This is a genomic window from Nocardia abscessus NBRC 100374, from assembly GCF_000308455.1.
Lineage (GTDB): Bacteria > Actinomycetota > Actinomycetes > Mycobacteriales > Mycobacteriaceae > Nocardia > Nocardia abscessus.
Genome location: NZ_BAFP01000089.1, coordinates 1 through 20681, shown reverse-complemented (window position 1 = coordinate 20681; position 20681 = coordinate 1). Strand labels below are relative to the sequence as shown.

The 20681-nt window shown below is 67.3% G+C and carries 18 protein-coding genes and 1 pseudogene; 5 read left to right on the top strand and 14 right to left on the bottom strand.

Annotated features, from left to right (window positions below; translation table 11 throughout):
- Positions 1 to 7 precede the first annotated feature (7 nt).
- A complete protein-coding gene (locus ON19_RS17275; protein ID WP_043693294.1) occupies positions 8 to 1357 on the top strand; it encodes an acetyl-CoA carboxylase biotin carboxylase subunit in 1350 nt (449 codons plus the stop codon).
- 60 nt (positions 1358 to 1417) lie between these two features.
- Here ON19_RS17275 and ON19_RS17270 read toward each other — a convergent pair whose 3' ends face one another.
- From ON19_RS17270 to ON19_RS17260, 4 genes and pseudogenes are all read right to left on the bottom strand, one after another.
- On the bottom strand, positions 1418 to 2263 hold the full coding sequence (locus ON19_RS17270; protein ID WP_227954998.1) for an AfsR/SARP family transcriptional regulator: 846 nt from the start codon (positions 2261 to 2263) through the stop codon (positions 1418 to 1420).
- Positions 2264 to 2569: 306 nt separating this feature from the next.
- Positions 2570 to 2752: pseudogene (locus tag ON19_RS43830) on the bottom strand (AarF/ABC1/UbiB kinase family protein); the annotation flags it as partial.
- A 12-nt stretch (positions 2753 to 2764) separates the two neighbouring features.
- Complete coding sequence (locus tag ON19_RS17265; protein WP_043693290.1) at positions 2765 to 4018, bottom strand: PucR family transcriptional regulator; 1254 nt, start codon at positions 4016 to 4018, stop codon at positions 2765 to 2767.
- A gap of 275 nt (positions 4019 to 4293) precedes the next feature.
- Positions 4294 to 4923, bottom strand: coding sequence for a TetR family transcriptional regulator (locus ON19_RS17260; RefSeq protein ID WP_043693286.1), 630 nt, complete (start codon positions 4921 to 4923; stop codon positions 4294 to 4296).
- Positions 4924 to 5299: 376 nt separating this feature from the next.
- On the opposite strand from ON19_RS17260, the gene ON19_RS17255 reads away from it, so the two are divergent.
- On the top strand, positions 5300 to 6106 hold the full coding sequence (locus ON19_RS17255) for a DUF1206 domain-containing protein (protein WP_063709453.1): 807 nt from the start codon (positions 5300 to 5302) through the stop codon (positions 6104 to 6106).
- A gap of 24 nt (positions 6107 to 6130) precedes the next feature.
- Here ON19_RS17255 and ON19_RS17250 read toward each other — a convergent pair whose 3' ends face one another.
- The 3 genes from ON19_RS17250 to ON19_RS17240 all read right to left on the bottom strand — a co-directional run bounded on the left by ON19_RS17250 (position 6131) and on the right by ON19_RS17240 (position 9107).
- Entirely contained in the window at positions 6131 to 7330 is a 1200-nt protein-coding gene (locus ON19_RS17250; RefSeq protein WP_043693283.1) for a Cmx/CmrA family chloramphenicol efflux MFS transporter, read from the bottom strand.
- Positions 7331 to 7619: 289 nt separating this feature from the next.
- Positions 7620 to 7820, bottom strand: coding sequence for a ferredoxin (locus ON19_RS17245; protein ID WP_043693280.1), 201 nt, complete (start codon positions 7818 to 7820; stop codon positions 7620 to 7622).
- A 60-nt stretch (positions 7821 to 7880) separates the two neighbouring features.
- Positions 7881 to 9107: a cytochrome P450 gene (locus ON19_RS17240; RefSeq protein ID WP_043693277.1), complete on the bottom strand. Its 1227-nt coding sequence runs from the start codon at positions 9105 to 9107 to the stop codon at positions 7881 to 7883.
- Positions 9108 to 9295: 188 nt separating this feature from the next.
- Between ON19_RS17240 and ON19_RS17235 the strand changes: the two genes are divergently transcribed.
- A complete protein-coding gene (locus ON19_RS17235; protein ID WP_218006444.1) occupies positions 9296 to 12460 on the top strand; it encodes an ATP-binding protein in 3165 nt (1054 codons plus the stop codon).
- Here the strand turns inward: ON19_RS17235 and ON19_RS17230 are convergent.
- Positions 12444 to 13193, bottom strand: coding sequence for an ABC transporter permease (locus ON19_RS17230; RefSeq protein ID WP_043693275.1), 750 nt, complete (start codon positions 13191 to 13193; stop codon positions 12444 to 12446). The genes ON19_RS17235 and ON19_RS17230 overlap by 17 nt on opposite strands.
- Entirely contained in the window at positions 13190 to 14128 is a 939-nt protein-coding gene (locus tag ON19_RS17225; protein WP_043693272.1) for a daunorubicin resistance protein DrrA family ABC transporter ATP-binding protein, read from the bottom strand. The genes ON19_RS17230 and ON19_RS17225 overlap by 4 nt, the downstream gene beginning before the upstream one ends.
- Before the next feature lie 297 nt (positions 14129 to 14425).
- Here ON19_RS17225 and ON19_RS17220 point away from each other — a divergent pair, with 297 nt between their 5' ends.
- Positions 14426 to 15181 carry a dienelactone hydrolase family protein gene (locus tag ON19_RS17220; protein WP_043693270.1) on the top strand — a complete coding sequence of 252 codons (756 nt, stop codon included), beginning with the start codon at positions 14426 to 14428 and terminating at the stop codon, positions 15179 to 15181.
- Between the two features lie 92 nt (positions 15182 to 15273).
- Here ON19_RS17220 and phoU read toward each other — a convergent pair whose 3' ends face one another.
- A complete protein-coding gene (gene phoU, locus ON19_RS17215) occupies positions 15274 to 15921 on the bottom strand; it encodes a phosphate signaling complex protein PhoU (protein ID WP_043693455.1) in 648 nt (215 codons plus the stop codon).
- A gap of 75 nt (positions 15922 to 15996) precedes the next feature.
- Positions 15997 to 17280 carry a PucR family transcriptional regulator gene (locus tag ON19_RS17210; protein WP_043693451.1) on the bottom strand — a complete coding sequence of 428 codons (1284 nt, stop codon included), beginning with the start codon at positions 17278 to 17280 and terminating at the stop codon, positions 15997 to 15999.
- Between the two features lie 170 nt (positions 17281 to 17450).
- Here ON19_RS17210 and ON19_RS17205 point away from each other — a divergent pair, with 170 nt between their 5' ends.
- Positions 17451 to 18407, top strand: coding sequence for a class I adenylate-forming enzyme family protein (locus ON19_RS17205; RefSeq protein ID WP_051168995.1), 957 nt, complete (start codon positions 17451 to 17453; stop codon positions 18405 to 18407).
- 45 nt (positions 18408 to 18452) lie between these two features.
- On the opposite strand, the gene ON19_RS17200 is transcribed toward ON19_RS17205, so the two are convergent.
- The 3 genes from ON19_RS17200 to ON19_RS44980 form a co-directional block, all read right to left on the bottom strand.
- Complete coding sequence (locus ON19_RS17200; RefSeq protein WP_043693267.1) at positions 18453 to 19622, bottom strand: zinc-dependent alcohol dehydrogenase; 1170 nt, start codon at positions 19620 to 19622, stop codon at positions 18453 to 18455.
- A 12-nt stretch (positions 19623 to 19634) separates the two neighbouring features.
- A complete protein-coding gene (locus ON19_RS17195; RefSeq protein WP_043693265.1) occupies positions 19635 to 20156 on the bottom strand; it encodes an SRPBCC family protein in 522 nt (173 codons plus the stop codon).
- Positions 20157 to 20560: 404 nt separating this feature from the next.
- A partial coding sequence (locus ON19_RS44980) for a hypothetical protein (RefSeq protein ID WP_438803644.1) occupies positions 20561 to 20681 on the bottom strand: 121 nt, incomplete at its 5' end.

Sequence of the window (20681 nt, the reverse complement as noted above, 5' to 3'; positions counted from 1 at the left end):
TGGCGCCATGTTCGAGAAGATCCTGATCGCCAACCGCGGTGAGATCGCGCTGCGTGTCGCGCGCACCTGCCGTGAGCTCGGCGTGCGCACGGTGGCGGTGCACTCGGTCGCCGATGCCGACTCGGCGGTGGTGCGTTTCGCCGACGAGGCGGTGCAGATCGGCCCGTCCGCGGCCAAGCGCAGTTATCTGAACGCCGCGGCGATCCTCGCCGCCGCCGAGCTCACCGGCGCCGACGCGATCCATCCGGGATACGGATTCCTCTCGGAGTCACCGGATTTCGCCGACGCCTGCCGCGCGGCGGGCGTCACGCTGATCGGGCCGCCCGCCGACGTGATGGCCCGGCTCGGCGACAAGCAGTCGGCGCGCACGCTGATGGCGAAGGCGGGACTGCCGCTACTGCCGGGCAGCCTCGATCCACTCGAACTCGACGAGGCGCACGCACTCGCGGATTCGATCGGCTACCCGGTGATCATCAAGGCAGCAGCGGGCGGGGGTGGGCGCGGCATGCAGGTGGTGCACGAGAGTGCGGCGTTCCCGCGCGCCTATCAGCAGACCAGGGCGACGGCGCGGATGTTGTTCGGCGACAGCCGGGTCTATCTGGAGAAGTATCTCGCCGCGGCGAGGCACGTCGAGATCCAGGTGCTGTGTGACGGCCACGGCAACGGCGTGCACCTGGGTGAACGTGACTGCTCGGTGCAGCGCAGGCATCAAAAATTGATCGAGGAATCGCCGGCTCCGCTGCTGCCCGAAGGTCTTGCCGATCGAATGGGCAGATCCGCTGTGAACGGTGTGTTGGAGGCGGGCTATACCGGCGCCGGAACAGTGGAATTCCTGGTCGACCGGGAGGGTAATCACTATTTTATGGAGGTGAACTGCCGAATTCAGGTAGAACATCCGGTCACCGAAATGGTGACCGGCATCGATTTGATCGCCGAGCAGATTCGTGTCGCGGCAGGGCAACCTCTCGGCATCGCGCAGGAAGATATTGTCCTGCGCGGCGCGGCGATCGAATGCCGGATCAACGCAGAAGACCCTGCCGCCGAATTCGCGCCCGCCCCGGGAGTCCTGGCGGAATTCACGCCGCCCGGAGGTCCTTTCGTCCGTGTGGACACCCATGCGCACGCCGGTTATTCGATACCCCCGCACTACGATTCGCTGCTGGCCAAGCTGGTGGTGTGGGCGCCGGACCGCGACCGGGCGCTCGCCCGGATGCGGCGGGCGCTGGAGGAATTCCGGATCTCCGGCACCCGCGTCGCGACCACCCGGGATTTCCTGCGCGAGGTGCTCGACCACCCGGCGATGCGTGCCGCGACACATACCACCGGGTTGGTGGACGAGCTCCTCGGGCGGGGATGAGCGCGCCGGACCTCCGCCCGGGGCTCGGCCCGCGGCCGACTTCCGCGCCCGGCGACGGCGTCAGGCGGGCTCGGCGGCGGCGGTGCGGAACTCGGGGGAGTGCCACCCGATCAGATAACCGGCGTGACGGCTGTTGAGCATCGCGCTCACCGAGACGTCGGAGGCAGCCAGGATGTCCCGGTGCAGTTTCTGCAGCTTCTGGCACGGATCCAGCCCCAGCTCACCCTGCATGAACCTGCTGAACTGCTGATAGGCGGCCAAGGCGCGGGCACGCTGCCCCGAGCGGCACAGGGCGAACATGTAGTACGCCTGGAGCCGCTCGTGTAGCGGGTGCTGCATGGCCAGCCGCGCCAGATCCGGACACACCTCGCGATACCTGCCCAGCCGCAACTCCGCCTCGACGCGCAGCTCGATGTTGGTCAGCCGCAGATGGTCCAGATGCGATATCTCGGCGGCGAGCGGGATACCGCCCTCCACATCCACCAGCGCCGGACCGCTCCACAGCGCCTCCGCCGCGCTGAACAGATCCACCGCCCGCTGGTCGTCGCCGGTCTTGGCGGCGCATCGGGCGGCTTCGGACATGGATTGATAGTCGCGCAGATCGAACACGCAGTCCTTGACGTCGAAGGAATAGCCCTTACTGCGCGTGCGGAGAAAACGTTCGGCCACCTCTGCCTGCCCCACCCCGAGCTGCGCAGCCATCTTCTTACGGATTCCGAGGACATAGGTCTGCACGACTGTCACCGCGCTGCGCGGCGGATCGTCGTTCCACAATTCTTCGATCAAGGTCGTCACCGGTACAACGGTGTCGTGCCGGACCAAGAGTAATGCCAGCAACTGCCGCTGCTTCTGGGCAGTCGGTGTCGCGTTGTAATTATTGATAGCAAGCGTCAATGGACCGAGCACGCGAGCGCAAACTGGATACTTCACTGGGAACTCCCCTACGGGCGACTGTTTTCCCCCGGCCGATGTGAGATTCTCGATTCCCACCGCTTTGTAGGCTCCGTCAACAGTAGCGAGAAATCCGTATCGACACCATGAATCCTGAGTAATATCGGAGTAAACACGCGGCGCTGCGACGACGAATTCTCCTTTGCCGCAAGGAGATTCGCTCGTTATTTGCGCCCGGCTCGGTAGCGGCGAGTTCGCGCGTGCGCGCCCGGTTCATCGGGCAGGGTGGACTCGGCGAGGTGGCCGCGCTGAATCTTGCCGCCGCATCGACGCGCCCTTCATACCGCCGAGTACCGTGACCAGCTGCTGTGCCGTCTGCAGCGTGGAGCGCTCGGCGAGAATCCGCCGGGCTTCTTCGGTTCTGCCGAACATCGACAACCGGGTCCCGACACCGCGGACGGCCTGTCCCGCGGCCGAGCCGCCGAGGCGGCCACTTCTAGCCAGACGGCCTACAGGTCAGGCCGGGCGGCGGGTGCCGGCCGGTATCTCGCTCGGGTCGCCGTGAGCGGATGAGGCGATGAGCGCGGAGCGCAGGTACCAGACTCCTCTACCGTCGGCGGGGTCGAGGCTGGTGAGCTGCGCGATTCGCCGCAATCGGTAATCGACGGTGTTCGGATGGACCTGCAGTCGCCGGGCTGTGCGCAGGCGGTGCATGCCCGTGTCGAGATGAGTTCGCAGTGTTTCCAACAGGTCCGGATGGTCCATCAGCGGGGCCAGGTGGGTGCGGAGCCGGTCTCGCCCGGCTCCTGGGCGGGTCAGTTGATAGTGCAGCGCCAGCTCGGTGAATCGGTACAGCCCCGGTCCGCGCCCCAGCTGTTGCACGGTGTCCAGCAGTTCGTGGGCTTGAACCGCCGCGGTGGAGACTTCGTCGGGAGCTGCCGACACGACGGTGGCGGTCACCGGCACTTGCGCTGCGGCGCACAGTGTTTCAACGACCTCATCGAGGCCGGGGGCAGCGGGACGCGTGCGGGGAATGAGGATGGTTCCCCCGTCGACCGACAGCAGTGACAGCGCTCGGTCATCGAACAGGACCGCGAGGGCGGCCTGGAGGCGGCGGAGCTTGCGCCGCGCGACGACCTGGCTGTCGAGCCCGGGTCGGCTTTCGTCGGGATGTGCGGGCACGGCGAGAGCGAGCACGAAATATTCCTCGGCGAGGGGTATTCCGCATTCGCGGGCCATCGCGGATGTCGCGTGCCCGCCCAGCAGTGCCGAGGTCAGGGTGTGCACCGCGGTGTGGTGTTCGGCAGCGATGGCCTTGTATTCGCGGACGTAGGCTTTGCCGACGGTCGCTGTCAGCAGATTCGACAGCTCCACTACCGTGGCGGCGCCGGTTGCTATGTCGACGCGATGCCGGGATCCTCGGTCACCGCACAGCAGGTCCAGCCCGAATTTGAACCCGGCGTGAACGGCGTGCAGGACGGTGTCGATCGGGATCCCCTCGCGGGCCCACCCCGCTGCCGCGGCCTGCAAACAGTCGATGCGGTCCGGCACGGCCTGCCCGTCCAATCGCTGGATCGCCCACTGCAGGCACGCTCGGACCACCTCGGCGACGTCGGTGCCGACCGCACCACGCGGCAGTGTCCGGCAGGGCGCCGCCGAATCGACGATGTGCGCGACCACCTCGCGCGCCAGCCGGCGCACCTCGGGCAGAGGCCGGATGATCGGCTGCCCCTTCGGATCGACAGCAGGACGAACGATGCCTTCGATCATCACCTGTGACCTCCTCGTCACCGCGCAGCCGCGGCCACGTCCAAGCTCAACCCTTCCGGGGTGGAGCAACTACGCGGCGCCTCGGCGTTACCGGTTGTTCACTCCGTCATCAACGGTAATCCGAGCTCACGATCAACTACTACTCCGCTTTCGGCAGGTGGCGGATGCCCTCGAAATAAGCTGCCGAACAGGAGGAATAGGGCACGCACAGTCGGGCCCGAGGAGTGATTCGGCACCGAAACCTGGGGAGGTGCTCACTTTTGAGCACGCATCTCTCAGACGGCGGTGGCCTTGGCTTCGGCCTCGATCCAGGCGCCGATCATCCGTCCGGTCATATCGATCGCCTCCGCGCGGGCACGGCTGTCCACATCCAGAGCCGACGCGCGCAGGACCGCCGCGAAGCCGGTATTGATCATGACGAACGTCATCACGTCGTACTCGTGATCGTCGCCCGGGCCGAGGATCTGGATCAACATCACCTTGACCAGCAGGCGCAGCCGCGGCTCGAACTCGGGGATGCCACTGCTGTAGAACTGCACTCCGCCGACCAGCGCACGGACCAATTGCGCGTTCGCGACCAGTTCCGCGGTGATCACCTGCAGGATGTCGATGACGATCTGCTGGACGGATTTCTCCGACAAATGGAAAACCTGCTGCGTGAAGCGCCGCTCGATGTTCTCGAGCAACCGCTCGAGCAACTCCTCGACCAGGACAGCGCGATCAGCGAAGTACCGGTAGACCGTGCCGATGCTGACCCCGGCCTCCACCGCGATCCGGTTGGTCGAGGTATCGGCGATACCGCGCTCCCCGAACAACCGCGCCGCCGTATCCAGAATGTGCTCCCTGGTCGCCTTGGCACGCTCCTGCGTAGGACGACGGCGCTGACCGACAACCTTCGGCGGCATCGCGCCCTCCCGCTGATCATTCAAAGTGAGCGACGCTCATCTTACCGACCGCAAGTCGCGCCGCCGACGCAAACATCGAGGTGGGGCCACGATCACTGCGGCGGCGCGGATTCGTAGGCGCGGCAGCCGGATTCGCACGGTCGCGGTGCCGGTCCGGTGAAGTCGGCGCAGGCCCATTGACGACCTCGTCGCGGTTATTCCACCCGAAGTGGGCAATACGGGTTCATGAGAGGTGAGAATCATGAGCTTGTTTCGAAGTGCTCCTAGGTATCGATGGCGCCGTACCGGCGGAGTAGGACGCCGCCGGTGGCGCGGGGGCTACGGCAGTCGGTGGCGGAGCCGGTACGGCGGCCGGTGGCGTCGGCGTGACAGTCGGGTGTCGCGCAGGTCTGCGGGGTCCGGGGGGCTCGCCGGGGCAGCGCGATTCGGCTTCATCGCACGCGGTATCGCCTACATCGTGATCGGCATTCTCGCGTTCATGCTGGCTGTCGGCACCGCGCAGCACGAGCCGAACGCGGGCGGGGCGCTCGCCGCGCTCGCCGGTGAGCCGCTGGGTTATCTACTGCTGTGGATCCTGGCCCTCGGATTCGCCGCCTTGGCGGCTTGGCGGCTGGCGCAGGCCGCTACCGTGCCCGCGGGAAGTCCGAACGGACTTCGGCTGCGCGCCTCAGCTCTCGGGCTCTTCTACGCCGTAGCGTTCTTCGTGGTCCTTCGGTTCGTCGTCGACGGCCGGTCGCCGCAGCCCAGCGACGCCGTCGCACGCGACGTGACGGCCCGCATACTCGGCTGGGACGGGGGACAGGTGGTGGTTCTCCTGATCGGCCTGGCCGTTCTTGCCCTGGGCGTGCTGATAACCCTGCGCGGGCTTCGTCTCGCCTTCGTCGATGACCTGCGGATGGGCTGGATGACCCAGGCGTCGCGCGACAGCGTGATCTGGTTGGGCCGGTTCGGTTATCTGGCACGGGGCGTGATCGTCGTGGGCATCGGACTCGCCACAGTGGTGGCGGCCGCTGACTACGAGCCGGCGAATGCCAAGGGGGTCGACGCCGTACTGCACGACTTCGCCGACAGCGCCTTGGGGCCTTGGCTGCTCATCGTGGTATCTCTCGGCCTGATGGCCTTCGGCGTCCTGTCGTTCCTCCAAGCGAGATACCGGCGGACCTACGGCGGTGTCCCGGTGTGATTCGGATGGCGCCGATCGGCTCCGCTATCCCAGGTCGGACGCGCGCACCTGCTCGACCGGGCTCGTGGTGCGCTGACGGTGCCCCACCAGAACGACACCCACCGCAGCGGTCGTGAAGGCGGTGCCGCACCACAGCGCCGTGGCGGGATGACCGGTGCGGTCCACGACGAGACCGGCGACGGCGGGACCGAGCACGGCACCGATATTGAAGGCGGTAGTCGCCACAGCGCCGGCGATACGTGGTGCCGTTGGTGCGGCGGTCTGCACGACCGTCGCGATCAGGGTCGACCCGACGCCGAACGCGACCGCACCCGTCACCGCCGCCATGATCAGCACCCCGATCAGCGTGTGCGTGGTCACAGCTGCCAGCAACCACACTCCGACGAGTACCGCCGTTCCGGCGGTGATGATCCGTCGGCGGTGACGGTCGCTGTAGCGGCCGGTGAGCGTCGACCCGGCGAATGAGCCGACACCGAACAGGGCCAGCGCCAGCGGAACCCACCGCGTGCCCGCCCCCGGGACGCCGGCAGTGATCGTGCCGAGGTAGGTGAACCCGGCGAATGTCGCGGCATTGACGAGGATCCCGGCCACAACGGCGACCAGGACCGGCCGCTGGCCCACTACTGCCCATTCGCTTCGCATCGACAGTTGCCGCTCGCCGGGCCGATCACCCTCGCTCACGTCGCGGCCGACCATCACCCACACCGGTATGAGCGCTGCGATGCTGACGACGGCCACCGCCCAGAACGCGGAACGCCATCCCCAGAGCTGCCCCAGCAGTGTGCCTGCGGGAACACCGGCAATGCAGGCCACCGTAACCCCGGACACCACCACGGAGGTCGCGCGTCCGATCGCGGCCGAGCTGACCAATCGCGGCAGCGCGGCCAGCGCGATCGCCAAGAACCCGGCGTTGGCGACCGCCGCGACGACCCGAGTCACCAGCAAGAGCGCGAATCCGGTGGCGACAGCACCGATGACATGAGCGGCACAGAACAACGCCAAGAACGCCGCGACCGAATACCTGACCGGCAGCCGGCCCGCCGCCACCGCCAGCACTGGCGCACCGAACACCATGCCGACCGCGAACAACGAGGTCAGCAAACCAGCAGTACCGAGCGAGAGTCCGAAATCGGCCGCGATCTGCTCCAGCAATCCCGACACCATGAATTCGGACGTGCCCTGCGCGAAGACAGCGACAGCCAGCACGAACACCACAACGGGCATAAGAAGACAACTTCCCGGAGACAGGGCGCCACGGTCACGGCACGGCGCCCGAGTTGGTTGCGGAATCGGGCGATCCATCACCCGACAGCAAGAAATCGACATCGTCCGGCGTTGCGAGATATCGAGCATCACCAGCCGCTCGGCGAGCAGCGGGAACCACGCTCACAACGCCGCCCGGCGCACAGGCCGGGCGGCTACCGTCTGGACGCCTCCGGAGAACTCACGCCGACACCGTAACAACCCACGCACACCGAGCCAACACAATTACGACGACGTCATGCCCCGCGACCTACCCCTGGGACTCAACGATTTCGAGTGCCCCGGACGGGCACGCATCCAAGGCCTCCCGCACTGCCGAGTGACCGCGCTGCGGTCGTGGGTCGAGCAACCGCACCCTGCCGTCGTCCTCGTCCTGATCGAAGATCTCCGGCGCGAGAAGGGCGCACATGCCCGCGCCGATACAGCGCTCCCGATCCGCAGAGATTCGCACTTCGTTATCACCTTTCATGAGCGACGGATAGGGAATGGGTGACGCGCTCGGCCGACGGTTTCACCGGGACGTTTCCGTCCAGGTGACCGGCAGTTCGTGGACGCCGTAGATGTTCATGTCGGTCCTGAGCTTCACCTCACCGGCGGGGACGGCGAGTTCGAGGGTCGGGAAGCGACGCAGCAGTCCGGCGAAACCTGCGCGCATTTCGATGCGGGCCAGTTGCTGGCCGAGGCATTGGTGGATGCCGTGGCCGAAGGACAGGTGGCCGCGGGCCTTGCGGTGGATGTCCAGGGTGTCGGGGTTGTCGAAGCGCCGGGGGTCGTGGTTGGCGGCCAGCAGTGAGACCACGACGGTCGATCCCTTGCCGATTGTTTCGCCGCCGAGTTCGATGTCCTCCGTGGCGTAGCGATAGAAGATGTCGGCAACCGACAGGTAGCGCATGAGTTCCTCGACGGCATCCGGCAGCAGATCCGGGTCGGCGCGCAGTTCGGCCAGCTGCTCGGGGTGCTCCAGGAGCGCGAAGGTGCCCAGCGCCAGCATGTTCGCGGTGGTCTCGTGGCCCGCGAGCAGCAGCAGGAAGGCCACGCCGGTCAGCTCCTCGATGGTGAGGTCGTCATGGCGGGCCAGGTCGGACAGTATGTCGTCGCCCGGTTCTGCGCGCTTGCGCGTGACCAGTCCGGCCAGGTACGTGGTCATCGCGCCGTACGCGGCCATCTTCTCATCGAGCGGCTGGTCCTTGACCAAGAACTTGGCGGAGTTGATCTGGAAGGTCTCCCGGTCCGCGTAGGGGACACCGAGCAGTTCGCAGATCACCAGCGACGGCACCGGCAGCGCGAACTCCTTGACCAGGTCGACCGGCGGGGCCAGGCGCGCCATCTCGTCCAGTTGCCGCTCGGTGATCTCGATGATGTGCTCTTCGAGCATTTTCATGCGTCGGACGGTGAAGGCGCCGGTGAGCTTGCGCCGCAGCCGGGTGTGGTCCGGCGGGTCCATGGCGATGAACAGGCCGGGGATCTGCGGTGACGGTTCGGTGGCGGCGGGCATGCCAGGGGTCTCGTAGGGCACGTGAAGAATGCCGATGTCCTGGCGGGAGCTGAACCGGGTGTCGGCCATGAGCCGACGGACCGCGTCGTAACCGGTGACCAGCCAGCCCTCGTGACCATCGGGGAAGGCCATCGGACTGACCGGATGAGCCTCGCGCAGCCGGGTGATTTCGCGGGGCGGGTCGAAGGGGCCCGCATCGCGCTCCATGGGGAGGCCGTGCGGAATGGGAACCGTTCGAGTCATCGGATTGCCTTTCGTGGCGGTTGTTTCGACCACAGTCGCCGACAGGCCTGACACACGACTGACACGGCTCTGACACCGACCCCGGCGCGGCCATGGCCGGCCCCGCGTCACGACGATCTGCTCGTACCAGCCCACAGGCCGGCGCCTCGGCGACCTTCTGCGCCCGGTCAGCAGCCGAAAGCCTGCTCATGGCCCATGGCAAGATCAGCCGGGTGCAGATCGGGATTCTTGGACCATTCGAGCTTCGCGCGGACGACGGGGTTTTCACCGACGTGCCGGGCGCGCGGCTGCGCGGGCTGTTGGCCGCCCTCGCGCTCGAACCGGGTCACGCGGTCCCGAAGGCGACTCTCATCGACTGGATCTGGGGTGAACAACCTCCCTCCGATGCGGCGAATGCCTTGCAACGCTTGGTTTCGCGGCTGCGGAAGGCCCTGCCGGAAGGGGTGGTCGAGGGGCAGGCGGACGGCTACCGGTTGAAGGTGGAACCCGACGCTGTCGACGCCGTTCGGTTCGAACGCCTCGTCGCCCGGGCTCGCAATGACGAGGATCCACGGGGGGTACGGCTGCTGCGCGAGGCCCTCGCACTGTGGCGTGGCGCGGCCATGCAGGACATCGGTCTGCAGGACAGTGCGGCGTTCGACGCGGCGGTCACCCGGCTCGAGGGGCTACGCCTGACCGCCATGGAGGACCGGTTCGATGCCGAGATCAGCCTCGGCCACGGCGCGGAGCTGGTGACGGAACTGACCGACCTGGTGGCCGCGCATCCGGTGCGGGAACGGCTGGTCGCCGCGCTGATGCGAGCCCTCGTCGCGACCGGTCGCGACACCGAGGCGATGCTCGTGTACGAGCGCACGAGAGAGACCCTGGCCGACGAACTGGGCGTCGACCCGTCACCAGAGCTGTCCGCATTGCACGTCGCGCTGCTGCGCGGCGAGCTGGGACGGCGGGAGGAGAACCGGAAGACCAACTTGCGTGCGGAGCTGACCAGCTTCGTCGGCAAGGACGCCGATATCGCCGCGGTCGGCGAACTGAACGCCGAACATCGGCTCACCACCCTGATCGGTCCGGGCGGCTCGGGAAAGACCAGACTGGCCACGGAAACCGGGCGCACGTTGCTCGGCGACCTGCCGGACGGAGTCTGGATGGTGGAACTCGCGGCTATCGGCGCCGACGGTGACGTCGCGCAAGCGACGCTCGCCGCGCTCAAACTGCGCGATGCGCTGCTCGGCGAGGCGCCGGACGCGGAGCCGACGGATCGGGTCGTGGCCGCGATCCGCGAGCGCGCCATGCTGCTGATTCTGGACAACTGCGAGCACGTGATCGAGTCCGCGGCGACCTTCGCCCATCGAGTGCTCGGAGAATGCCGACGGCTGCGGATCCTCGCGACGAGCCGGGAACCCCTCGGCATCACCGGCGAGGCACTGTGGCCGGTTGTGCCGCTGGCCTTGCCGAAGGGGGACGCCGTCCCCGGCGAGATCGAGTCCTCACCGGCTGTCCAGCTGCTGCGGGACCGGGCCGGCGCGGTGCGCAAGGATCTCGTGGTCGACACCCCCGCGTTGGCGACGATGGCGCGCGTCTGCCGGGCGCTGGACGGGATGCCACTGGCGATCGAACTGGCCGCGGCCAGGTTGCGCACCATGTCCCTCGATCAGCTCGCCCACCGTCTCGACGACCGGTTCCGCCTCCTGACCGGCGGCAGCCGTACCGCGCTGCCGCGGCACCGGACCCTGCGCGCGGTGGTCGACTGGAGCTGGGAGTTGCTGACCGACGCCGAACGGACGGTCCTGCGCAGGCTCTCGGTGTTCTCGGGCGGGGCGAGCCTGGAAGCAGCCGAGCGGGTCTGCGCGGGCGATGCGGTCGAAACGGATCAGGTGCTCGAGTTGCTGACCGCGCTCAGTGAGAAATCGCTGGTGGTCACCGAGGGCGAGCGGGCGCCGCGCTACCGGATGCTCGGCACGATCAAGGAGTACGCCGAGCAGCGTCTCGCGGAGGCGGGTGAATCGGATCCGGCGCGCCGTGCGCATCTCGCGCATTTCACCGAACTCGCCGAAACCGCGGACCCGCATCTTCGCCGCGCCGAGCAACTGGAATGGCTCGCCACGCTCGAGGCCGAGCACGACAACATCGCTGCCGCGATGCGCGGTGCGCTCGCGGCCCGCGAGGCAGACGCGGCGATGCGCCTGGCCGCGGCCGCGGGCTGGTACTGGTGGCTCGGCGGTCACAAGGCCGAGGGCAACGAGCTGATCATGGCGGCCGCCGCCCTGCCGGGCGAGGTAGCCGACGAGATCCGGGCCATGGTGTACGCGTTCGTCGTACAGTTCGTGGCCTCCGGACGGCAGGGTGACGAGTACCACGCGCAGGAGTGGATCCAGAAGGCTTACGACATCAGCCGGCATGTTCAGAAGCGTCACCCGGTGCTGAGGTTCATCGCCCCACTGGAACGCCTGCTGCACGGCCCGGACGCGTTGTTGCCCGCGTGGGAATCACTGCTGGACGACGACGACCCTTGGGTACGCGCGCTGGCCCGGCTGCACCTCGGCAAGACGCGGATTCAGCTCGGTCACGACGGCCGGGATGCGGACACATGCCTCGAGACGGCGCTGACGGAGTTTCGCGCGCTCGGCGAACGGTGGGGAATTTCGTTCGCCCAGATCGAGCTGGCGAACCGAATCGCCATGCGCGGCGAGTTCGCCGGTGCCTGCGAGCACTACGAACAGGCGATCGCGGTCGTCACCGAGGTCGGTGCCATCGAGGACGTCGTGCCGATGCGGTCGCGGCAGGCCCAGTTGTACTGGCTGGCGGGCGATGCGGAGTCGAGCGTGGCCGCCATGGCCGAGGCGCAACGGTGCGCGCGGCGAGTCGCCTGGCCGAACGCACTGGCCGAGCTGGAACTGACGAAGGCGGAACTCGCGCGCTGGCGCGGCGATGCCGAGCAGGCGCACCGGCAACTCGACGTCGCGAAGACCATCCTGGGCGAGGACGCCGAGCGGGCGAACGTCCGCGCGGCGATACGAGACCAACTCGGATACCTCGCCGAGGATCTCGACGAGGCCCGCGAACACCGCATCGCGGCCTTCGAGGCGGCCTCCGAGGCGGGGCATGCGCCCCTGATCGCCCAGGTGCTCGTCGGGATCGCGGACCTGGCGCTGCGTCACCGACAGTACGAGCAAGCCGCGCGGCTGCTCGCGGCGAGCGCCGGCCTGCGCGGTCTGCCGGATCGTTCCCAACCGGATGCGGGGCGGATCGAGCAGGCCACGCGCGAGCGCCTCGGCGACGCGGGGTTCGCCGAGGCGGCTCGGGAAGGGACGCGGACGAGCTGGAGTCAGCTGGTCGCGGTCACGCTCGCTTCTTGAAGGTGGCACCCGCCCACAGGTACCCGACGAGAGCGATCCCGGCGCACCAGGCGACGGCGGCGATCGCGTCGCCGGAGGACGGTGCGCCGTTGAGCAATCCGCGTATGGTTTCGATGATCGGCGTGAAGGGCTGGTACTGCGCGAACTGCCGCAGGCCCGGCCCCATCTTCTCCGCCGGTACGATCGCGCTGCTGAAGAACGGCAGCATGACCAGCGGCACCGACGCCAGACCCGCCGTTTCCGGAGACTTCGCCGCCAATCCCAAGGCGACCGTGAGCCAGGCGGTCGCGAAACCGAGCAGCACGACGATGCCTGCCACGCCGAGCCAATCGAGCAAGCTCGCCGCCGGGCTGAATCCCAGCAGGAAGGCCACCCCGATGAGGGCCGCGATGGCGACCAGATTGGTCAGTACGGTGGCGATGACATGACCGGTCAACACCGCACCACGGGAGACGTCCATGACCTTGAACCGGTTGATGATGCCCGTCGTCATGTCGGAGTTCACCGATGTCGCTGTGGCCCCCAGCCCGTAACAGACGGCCAGCAGGATCAGTCCCGGTGTCGCGTAGTCGATGTAGTCGCCCCCGACGTCGAAAGCGTCGCCGAACATGTACACGAACATCAGCATGACGATGATCGGCATGAGGACCGCGTTGAACACCGAGGTCGGGTTCCGGGCGATGTGCTTGAAGTTGCGGCGCAACATCACCATCGAATGGGATTCGGTGCTCATTTCGCAGCCTCCGTGGTGTGGCCCGTCAGGGCGAGGAAAACGTCATCGAGGTCGGGTGTGTGCACGGAGAACTCTTCGGCGCCGAGTGAGTACTCGTCGAGCCTGTCCAGTAGCGCGCGAAGCGATTTCGTCCCGCCATCGCTGGGCACCTTCAGGGTCAGTGCTTCGTCGTCCTGGGTGGCATCGGTGAACAGACGCGCAGCCGCGCCGAGCTGGGAGACGGTGGTGAAGCGGAGCCGGACGTGCGTCCCGGGGACCTGGCGTTTGAGGTCGTCGGGGGTGCCCTGAGCGACCAGGCGGCCCTGGTGGAGTACCGCGATCCGATCGGCGAGCTGATCGGCTTCCTCGAGGTACTGGGTGGTGAGGAAGATGGTCACCCCGTCGGCCACCAGATCGCGGATGATCGTCCACATCGTGCGCCGGCTGCGCGGGTCCAGTCCCGTCGTCGGCTCATCCAGGAAGATGATCCGCGGGTTGCCGACGAGCGTCATCGCCAGGTCGAGCTTCCGGCGCATACCGCCGGAGTAGGTCGACGCGGGCTTCTGCGCCGCCTCCAGCAGATCGAAGCGTTCCAGCAGCTCTGCGACGGTCCGCTTGCCGTCGCTGGACGGTACCCCGTTCAGATCCACCATCAGCTGCAGGTTCTCCTGCCCCGTCAGCAGTTCGTCCACCGCCGCGAACTGACCGGTGACCCCGATCGCCGCACGCACCGCCTTGGCCTCGGTCTCGACGTCATGGCCGGCCACGTGTACCGACCCGCCGTCTGCCTTCGCCAACGTGGTCAGCACGTTCACCGTCGTCGTCTTACCCGCCCCATTCGGGCCGAGCAGGGAAAAGACCGTGCCCGCGCGAACTTCCAGATCGATGCCGTCGAGCACGATCCTGTCCCCGTATGCCTTCCGCAGCCCGGAAACCGCGATCGCTGAATTTCTCATGCGACCACCATCGGCACCCGCCCTGACATCCACCTGTCACGCCCCTGTCACGACCACTGACACGGTGTTCTACCTCCTCACTCGGACGTGGAGCCGGGAACATCGACGGCGGCGGGGAAATGGGTGGGCGGGACGATGTTCGGGCTGATAGCGTGCGGGGAACCGTGACATCACGCGAGGAGGTGAGACCCATGAACGCTGTATCCATGTGGGTGCTCCCTTCGTGTTCACGGTCGGGCGATTGACGTAGGTGTCGCCGGGAGCGCCTGGACGAGGCATTCCCGAAAGGCAACACCAATGCACTTCACCGCAGAGACGTCGTTCGACGATGTCATCGAACGCGACTTCACTCTGGATGCGATCACCGGCGTGCTGTGGTCACCCGCATCCGGCTCCGACGGTGCGCCCCTGATCCTGCTGGGTCACGGTGGCGGCTTGCACAAGAAAGCGCCGGGGCTCGTGGCCCGTGCCCAGCACTACGTGAACACCTGCGGTTTCACCGTGGCCGCCATCGATGCGCCCGGGCACGGCGACCGGCCGCGAAATGAGAAAGACCAACAGTGGGTCGCCGCCCTCCTGCGGGCGCGAGCGGCGGGGGAGCCGATCGGCCCGATCGTCGCCGACTACAACGCCTCGCTGGCCGAGCGTGCCGTGCCGGAATGGCAGGCGACCCTGGACGCACTGCAGGCACTGCCCGAGATCGGCGAAGCGCCGATCGGCTATGGCGGCATGACGTTGGGCAGCGCGATCGGGCTGCCGTTGGCGGCGATCGATTCCCGGATCACCGCCGCGGTCTTCGGTGGAGTCCCGGTGTCGGAGGCCCTGACCGAGGCGGCGAGACGGATCACCATCCCGGTCACGTTCCTGCTTCCGTGGGACGACGGGGAAATCGACCGCCGGTCCGGTCTGGCGTTGTTCGACGCCTTCGCCTCGAAGGAGAAGACGCTGCACGCCAATCCGGGCGGGCATCACGAGGTGCCTTGGTTCGAGACCGAAGCCTCGGCCCGGTTCTACGCCAGGCATTTCGGCCGGGCCGTCGTGTCACCCGCCTGACGCGACAGGTACCGGCGATCGGCCACCCCGGTCGTCGGTACCGCGGTGGTATTCCGTGATCCACCCGCATGCACGGCCGGGCCGACCGATGCTCAGTGGTCGGGAGAGTGACCGGTTGCCATGAAGACGGTGCGTCGGCCGACTTCGACGGCGTGGTCGGCGAATCGCTCGTAGTAGCGACCGAGCAGGGTGAGGTCGACCGCGGCGGCGGTTCCGCCGGTCCAGTCGTCGGCGAGTATCGCCGCCAGGAGTTGTTGATGCAGGTGGTCCATGGTGTCGTCCTGGCCGTCGAGCTGGGCGGCATCGTGGGGGTCGCCCGAGACCAGCACCTCGGCGGCGCTGGTGGCCATGTCGGTGGCGGACGCACCCATGCCGGCCACGATCGGGCGCACCGTTTCCGGCACCGCGTGCTCCGGATGGCGGCGGCGCGCGACGTTGGCGATGTGCTCTGCCAGCGCGGCCATGCGGACCAGATCGCCCACGAGCTGGATCGCGGTGACCACCCGCCGCAGCTCTCCGGCGACGGGCGCCTCCAAGGCCAGCAGGCTCACCGCCGTGTGCTCACAGTCCTCGCGCATCGCGTCGATCTCGTGGCAGGTATCGATCGCCCGTTCGGACAACTCCAGATCGGCGCCTAGCAGAGCGTTCGTGGCGGTGGCGATGGCGTCGCGGTTACGCAGGCACATCGCTTGTAACCGATCAGCGAGTTGATCGAGGTTCTCGTGGAAGCGAGTCCGCATCTTCCCATCCTCCACCAGCGCGTCAAGCCCCGGGCGCTCGATGCTGGCACCGAGCCGCGTTTCGGCAAGAGCTGATCACGCCGTTTCCGGGCGCAGGACCGATGCTCCGTACCAATGACAGATGAGCAGGGCCAGTTCGACGTCGAGTCGGTCTTCGGCGATGAGCCTGCCGCGTCGCGAGACCGCTCGCCCGACGCGGTACTTGACGGAGTTGGCGTGGAGATCGAGTTCCGCGGCGGCTGCTTTGTAACTCGATCCGGTTCGCAGGAATACCTGAAGCGTCTCGCGAAGCCGTGCGTCGTTGTCGTTGTCGGTGGCCAGGGCGCCGAGCACCTCGCCAACCCATTCCCGGACTTCCGGCATGCTCCTGCCGAGCAGGGCCGCCACCGCCAATCCGGAATCTTCGGCCGCGATGACGCGCTGTTCGGCGTCTCCCAGCGCCAGTGCGACCGAGCGGGCGTCTTGGGCCGAGCGGTGCGACCGGCGAAACCCGGACACCCCGGGAGCCATCGTGCCGATCGCGACCCGCGGGGCGCTCCGTTGCGCGGCAGCGAAACCACGGACGTCGGCGACGGCGTCGGGGTGCGCCGATCGGTACGGCAGCCAAGCCCAGCCGCTCAGCTGATCGTCGGCGACGAACAGCGGGCTCGCGCCGGCTCCCGCGGTCTCGGCCGCCGCACGGACGAACTGTTGCAGCTGGGCCAGTTCGTCATCGTCGGCACCGGTATCGGGGTACCAGACGATGAGCGCCAGGTGGTGCCAACGCAGTGGATAGCGGATCAGCTCGGTAGTGCCATCGATATCGACGGTCCTGCCCGCCAGTAATTCGCGCACACGGAGCGCGCGGACACTGTTGCGGGTTTCCAGCCATTGCTCGCGTTCGCCTTCGTAGACGGTGACGACCTGCTGGATGATTCGGTCCAGATAATGGAACAGTCTGGTGGTTATCACCTGACCGACGAGAAAGGGGTCCACCGGCACGACTTCTGTCGCCTGCAGTTCGGCGAAAGCCAGTTCGGTTACTCGCCGCTGGCCGAGGTGATATGCGCGAACCAGGACATTGAGCGGGACGCCGCGCTGTGCCAAGCGTCTCGCGTACTCGGTGGCCGCCGAAGGCAGGTAAAGGCGCGTCGCCGGGAAATCGTGGCGCAGCGCGTGCAGCAAGGTGTCGATATTGCCTTGCACGCTGGCGCCGAGCAGTTCGACGGTGTGGACATCCGCGGGCAGCTCCGGTACCTCGTCCTCGAGTGCGCGGCGGACGGTCGCGCTGATCTGCGTCACCCGCTCGTTCATGCGGGCGGCGATCGTCGCGACACAACGGTCGACCTCGATATCACCGTTGCGACGAGAACTCGTCACCACCTGATCGTAGTGACTTCGCCGTGACCGCGAGGACGATATTGTCTTCCGGCGACAAAGCACGCGACGAATTTGAGCGCGGCACGACGGTGCCGAGGCGCGCCGCGATTCCTAACGTTGTCGTCGAAGCCCTACGCCGTTGCTCCCTACGCTGTCGTTGAGGACATCGCATGACGCTTTCGATTCTCCCGGACCGTCGCGCCGCAGCGGCCCCGAATGCACCCGCCCTCGCCGACGACAGCACCGAACTGGACAACAGTGGGTTTCTGGCCGCTGTGCGACGCGTCGCGGCGTCTTTGAACGGCGCGGGTGTCGCGACCGGCGACGTCGTCGCGATCATGCTGCCCGGCTCCGTCGACCTGGTGGTATCGCTGTTCGCGACCTGGCGTCTGGGCGCCACACCCGCACTCATCGACCCGACGGCGCCCCCCACGGAAGCGAGCCATCAGATAGCCGACGCTGATGCCGAGGTCCTCATCGCCGCCGCGGGCCCTGCGGCGACCGCCGCGACGGTCCGGGTGCTCATGCCCACCGCGGCGACCGGCGAGGCGGAACAAGACATCATCGAAGCGGTGCGGCCCAGCGGGGAAGCGCCGGCGCTGATCACCTACGGCGGCGGCGATTCGGCGATGCTCGACCACCGGAACCTCGAGGCCATGTGCGGGCTGGCGATCAAAGTATTCGCGCTCACCGATGCCGATCACAGCTTGTCCACCCTGCCGATGCGGCAATTGTGCGGCATCTTGGTGGGCGCCCTGTCACCGTTGGCCGCCGGGGGTTGCGCCACCGTGGCAGGCCCCGTCAGCGCGCAGTCGTTCTTGGACCGGATCGAGCGAATCCGGCCCACCTACTATTCGGCGGTCCCGAGCCTGTACGCGGCGCTGTCCGAGCTGCCCCGCCGGATACGGGCGGATACTTCGTCGGTGCGCTTCGCCATATGCTGCGCGGCGCCGGCCGGGACCGAACTGCGAACCGAGTTCGAACACCGCTACGGGATACCCATCATCAACGGCTACGGGTTGCGCAAGGTGATCGCGAGAGCGCATTCAATCCGTTCACCATCGTCTACCGGACCCGGGCCGAGCAGCGCATCCGTCGCGCCACCCTACCGGTCGACGACCGGGTGAAGCGGCCCGTCCACCGATTGCGGGCCATCTCGGCGGAATCCGGCATCAGGGCCGGAAGACCGAGCGGATGCAGCCTTCTTCTTTGTTCTTGAAGATGTCGTAGCCGTACACCGCGTCCTCGAGCGGCATGTCGTGGGTGATCAGGTACGAGGGGTCGAGGTCGCCTTGCTGGATGTAATCGAACATCCGGGGCACGTACCGCTGGCCATATTGCTGGGCGGTGCGAATAGTGAGTCCTTTGTTGGTCACGACGCCCATGGGGAACTTGTCGGTCAACCCGTAGATGCCGAGCACTGCGACGACGCCGCCTTTCCGGCACGCGAGGATTGCTTCCCGCAGCGGTGTCGCTCGGTCGGATTCGAGCCGGAGCAGCTGTTTGGCGCGATCGTAGAGCTGCTGCAGTCCGGTGCCATGCCCTTCCATTCCGACAGCGTCGATGCAGGCATCCGGGCCGCGGCCGCCGGTGCTCTCACGCAGGGCCTCCTGGACGCTGTCGACGGCGGTGTAGTCGATCGTCTCGGCGCCGAACCGCTCGTTTGCCATGGCCAATCGCTCGGGATAACGGTCGATGACGATGACACGGTCGGCGCCGAGAAGCCGGGCGGAATGCCCCGCCATCAATCCGACGCCGCCGCTGCCCCACACCGCGACGGTGTCACCGGGGTGGATGTCGCAGAATTCGGCGCCCATCAGCCCGGTCGGGACGGCATCGGAGACGAACAGGGCCTGTTCGTCGGTGATGCCTTCCGGTATCCGAAAGCAGTTGACGTCGCCGAAGGGGACGCGAATATATTGCGCGTGCGAGCCCTGATAGCCGCCGAATGGGTGGGTGTAGCCGTAGATGCCACCGGTCGGGTAGCCGAAAAGAGGTTGTTGCAGCGCGCTGTTCGGATTGGTGGTGTCGCAGAGGGAATACAGTTCGCGGTCGCAGTACCAACACGATGCGCACCCGATGAAAGACGGGACGACGACGCGGTCGCCCACCTTGGTCGAGGTGACCTCGGCTCCGATTTCGACCACCTCACCCATGAACTCGTGTCCGAAGACGTCGCCTTCCCGCATTCCCGGCAGATAACCGTCGATGAAATGCAGGTCGGACCCGCAGGTCGTGGTCAGGCGGACCTGCACGATGACATCGTGCGGATTGACCAGGATCGGGTCGGGGACGGTCTCCACGGCGAGGTCGTCGACGCCGTTCCAGCAGAGCGCGTGCATGTCTCCTCCTGTTCACCGAGCGGAAGAGCGAGCGCTCGGGTTGTTGGCCAGGGTGGGTATCTCGCCGGTCTGCAGCCGGGCTCGGGCCCGGTAGAGGGCGGTGAAGGTCGCCGCGCCGGTCAGCAGGTCCGGTAGCGGAGTCCGCGCCCGCATCGTCACTTCGGTACCGAGGTCGCGCGGCGCGTCCGCGAAGCCGAGTTCGAGTTCCAGGCCCGGCGCGGAAGAGGTGTCGTCGTCCGTCGAGCCGACGAACCGGAAATGCCCGTCCTCCTCACGCAGCGTGGTCGTCCAGGTCGTGCGTCCGTCGGCGCCCGAGGGGAACGTCCACTCGTAGCTCGACGGCCCGCTCGAACGGACCTCGGCGACATCGCCCAGGACCTCGGACAGGTTCTCCGGATCGCGCCAGAATCGCTCGACCTCGGCGCGTGGGCGTGCGATGGTCAAGGTTTGACTGCTCGAGTAGCTGCTCGCCGACTCGAGTACGCGCCCTACGAGATCGCTCAGTAGGTGTTTGGTGTCATCGATGTAGTGCACGTGGCCTCCTCTCGCTCTCCTGGTCCGCATCGCACCCTGACGCGCATGAGAAGTGCCGTTCCCTGCCGTCCGAGGGCACGAGCCGTACGACGCAGGGGAAGCGGAGCCATTTCCGCCGCGCATTCCTCTGCGGTCTCGGAGCGGCTACCCGCGGGCGAGCCCGCCAAACGTCGATGCTCCCGCGAGCGACCCGAGTCGAACACCAGGTCGGCCGGTGTAAACGCGGATGGCTCGCTGATCGAGACCGCCGGATAGGAAACCGCGCCGCAAACCTCTACCAGTGAGTTCTGCCGTGGCGGAAACGGGTCGGCGGTGTCCGGTCTGTGGAACCGGCAGAGCGCGCCGCGCACGGATTATCGCGACATTTGCGTGCGCGGCGCGCTGATCACTGCGCGGCAGTCCGATCAGCCCGGCAGGTCGTCCACCACCGCGGATTCGTTGCGGGACAACGTGATGCCCAGATTGGCCGCGGTGCGATCGAGATCGTCATCGCTCTGGTGCAATTCGATGGCGGAGCCGGCGGAG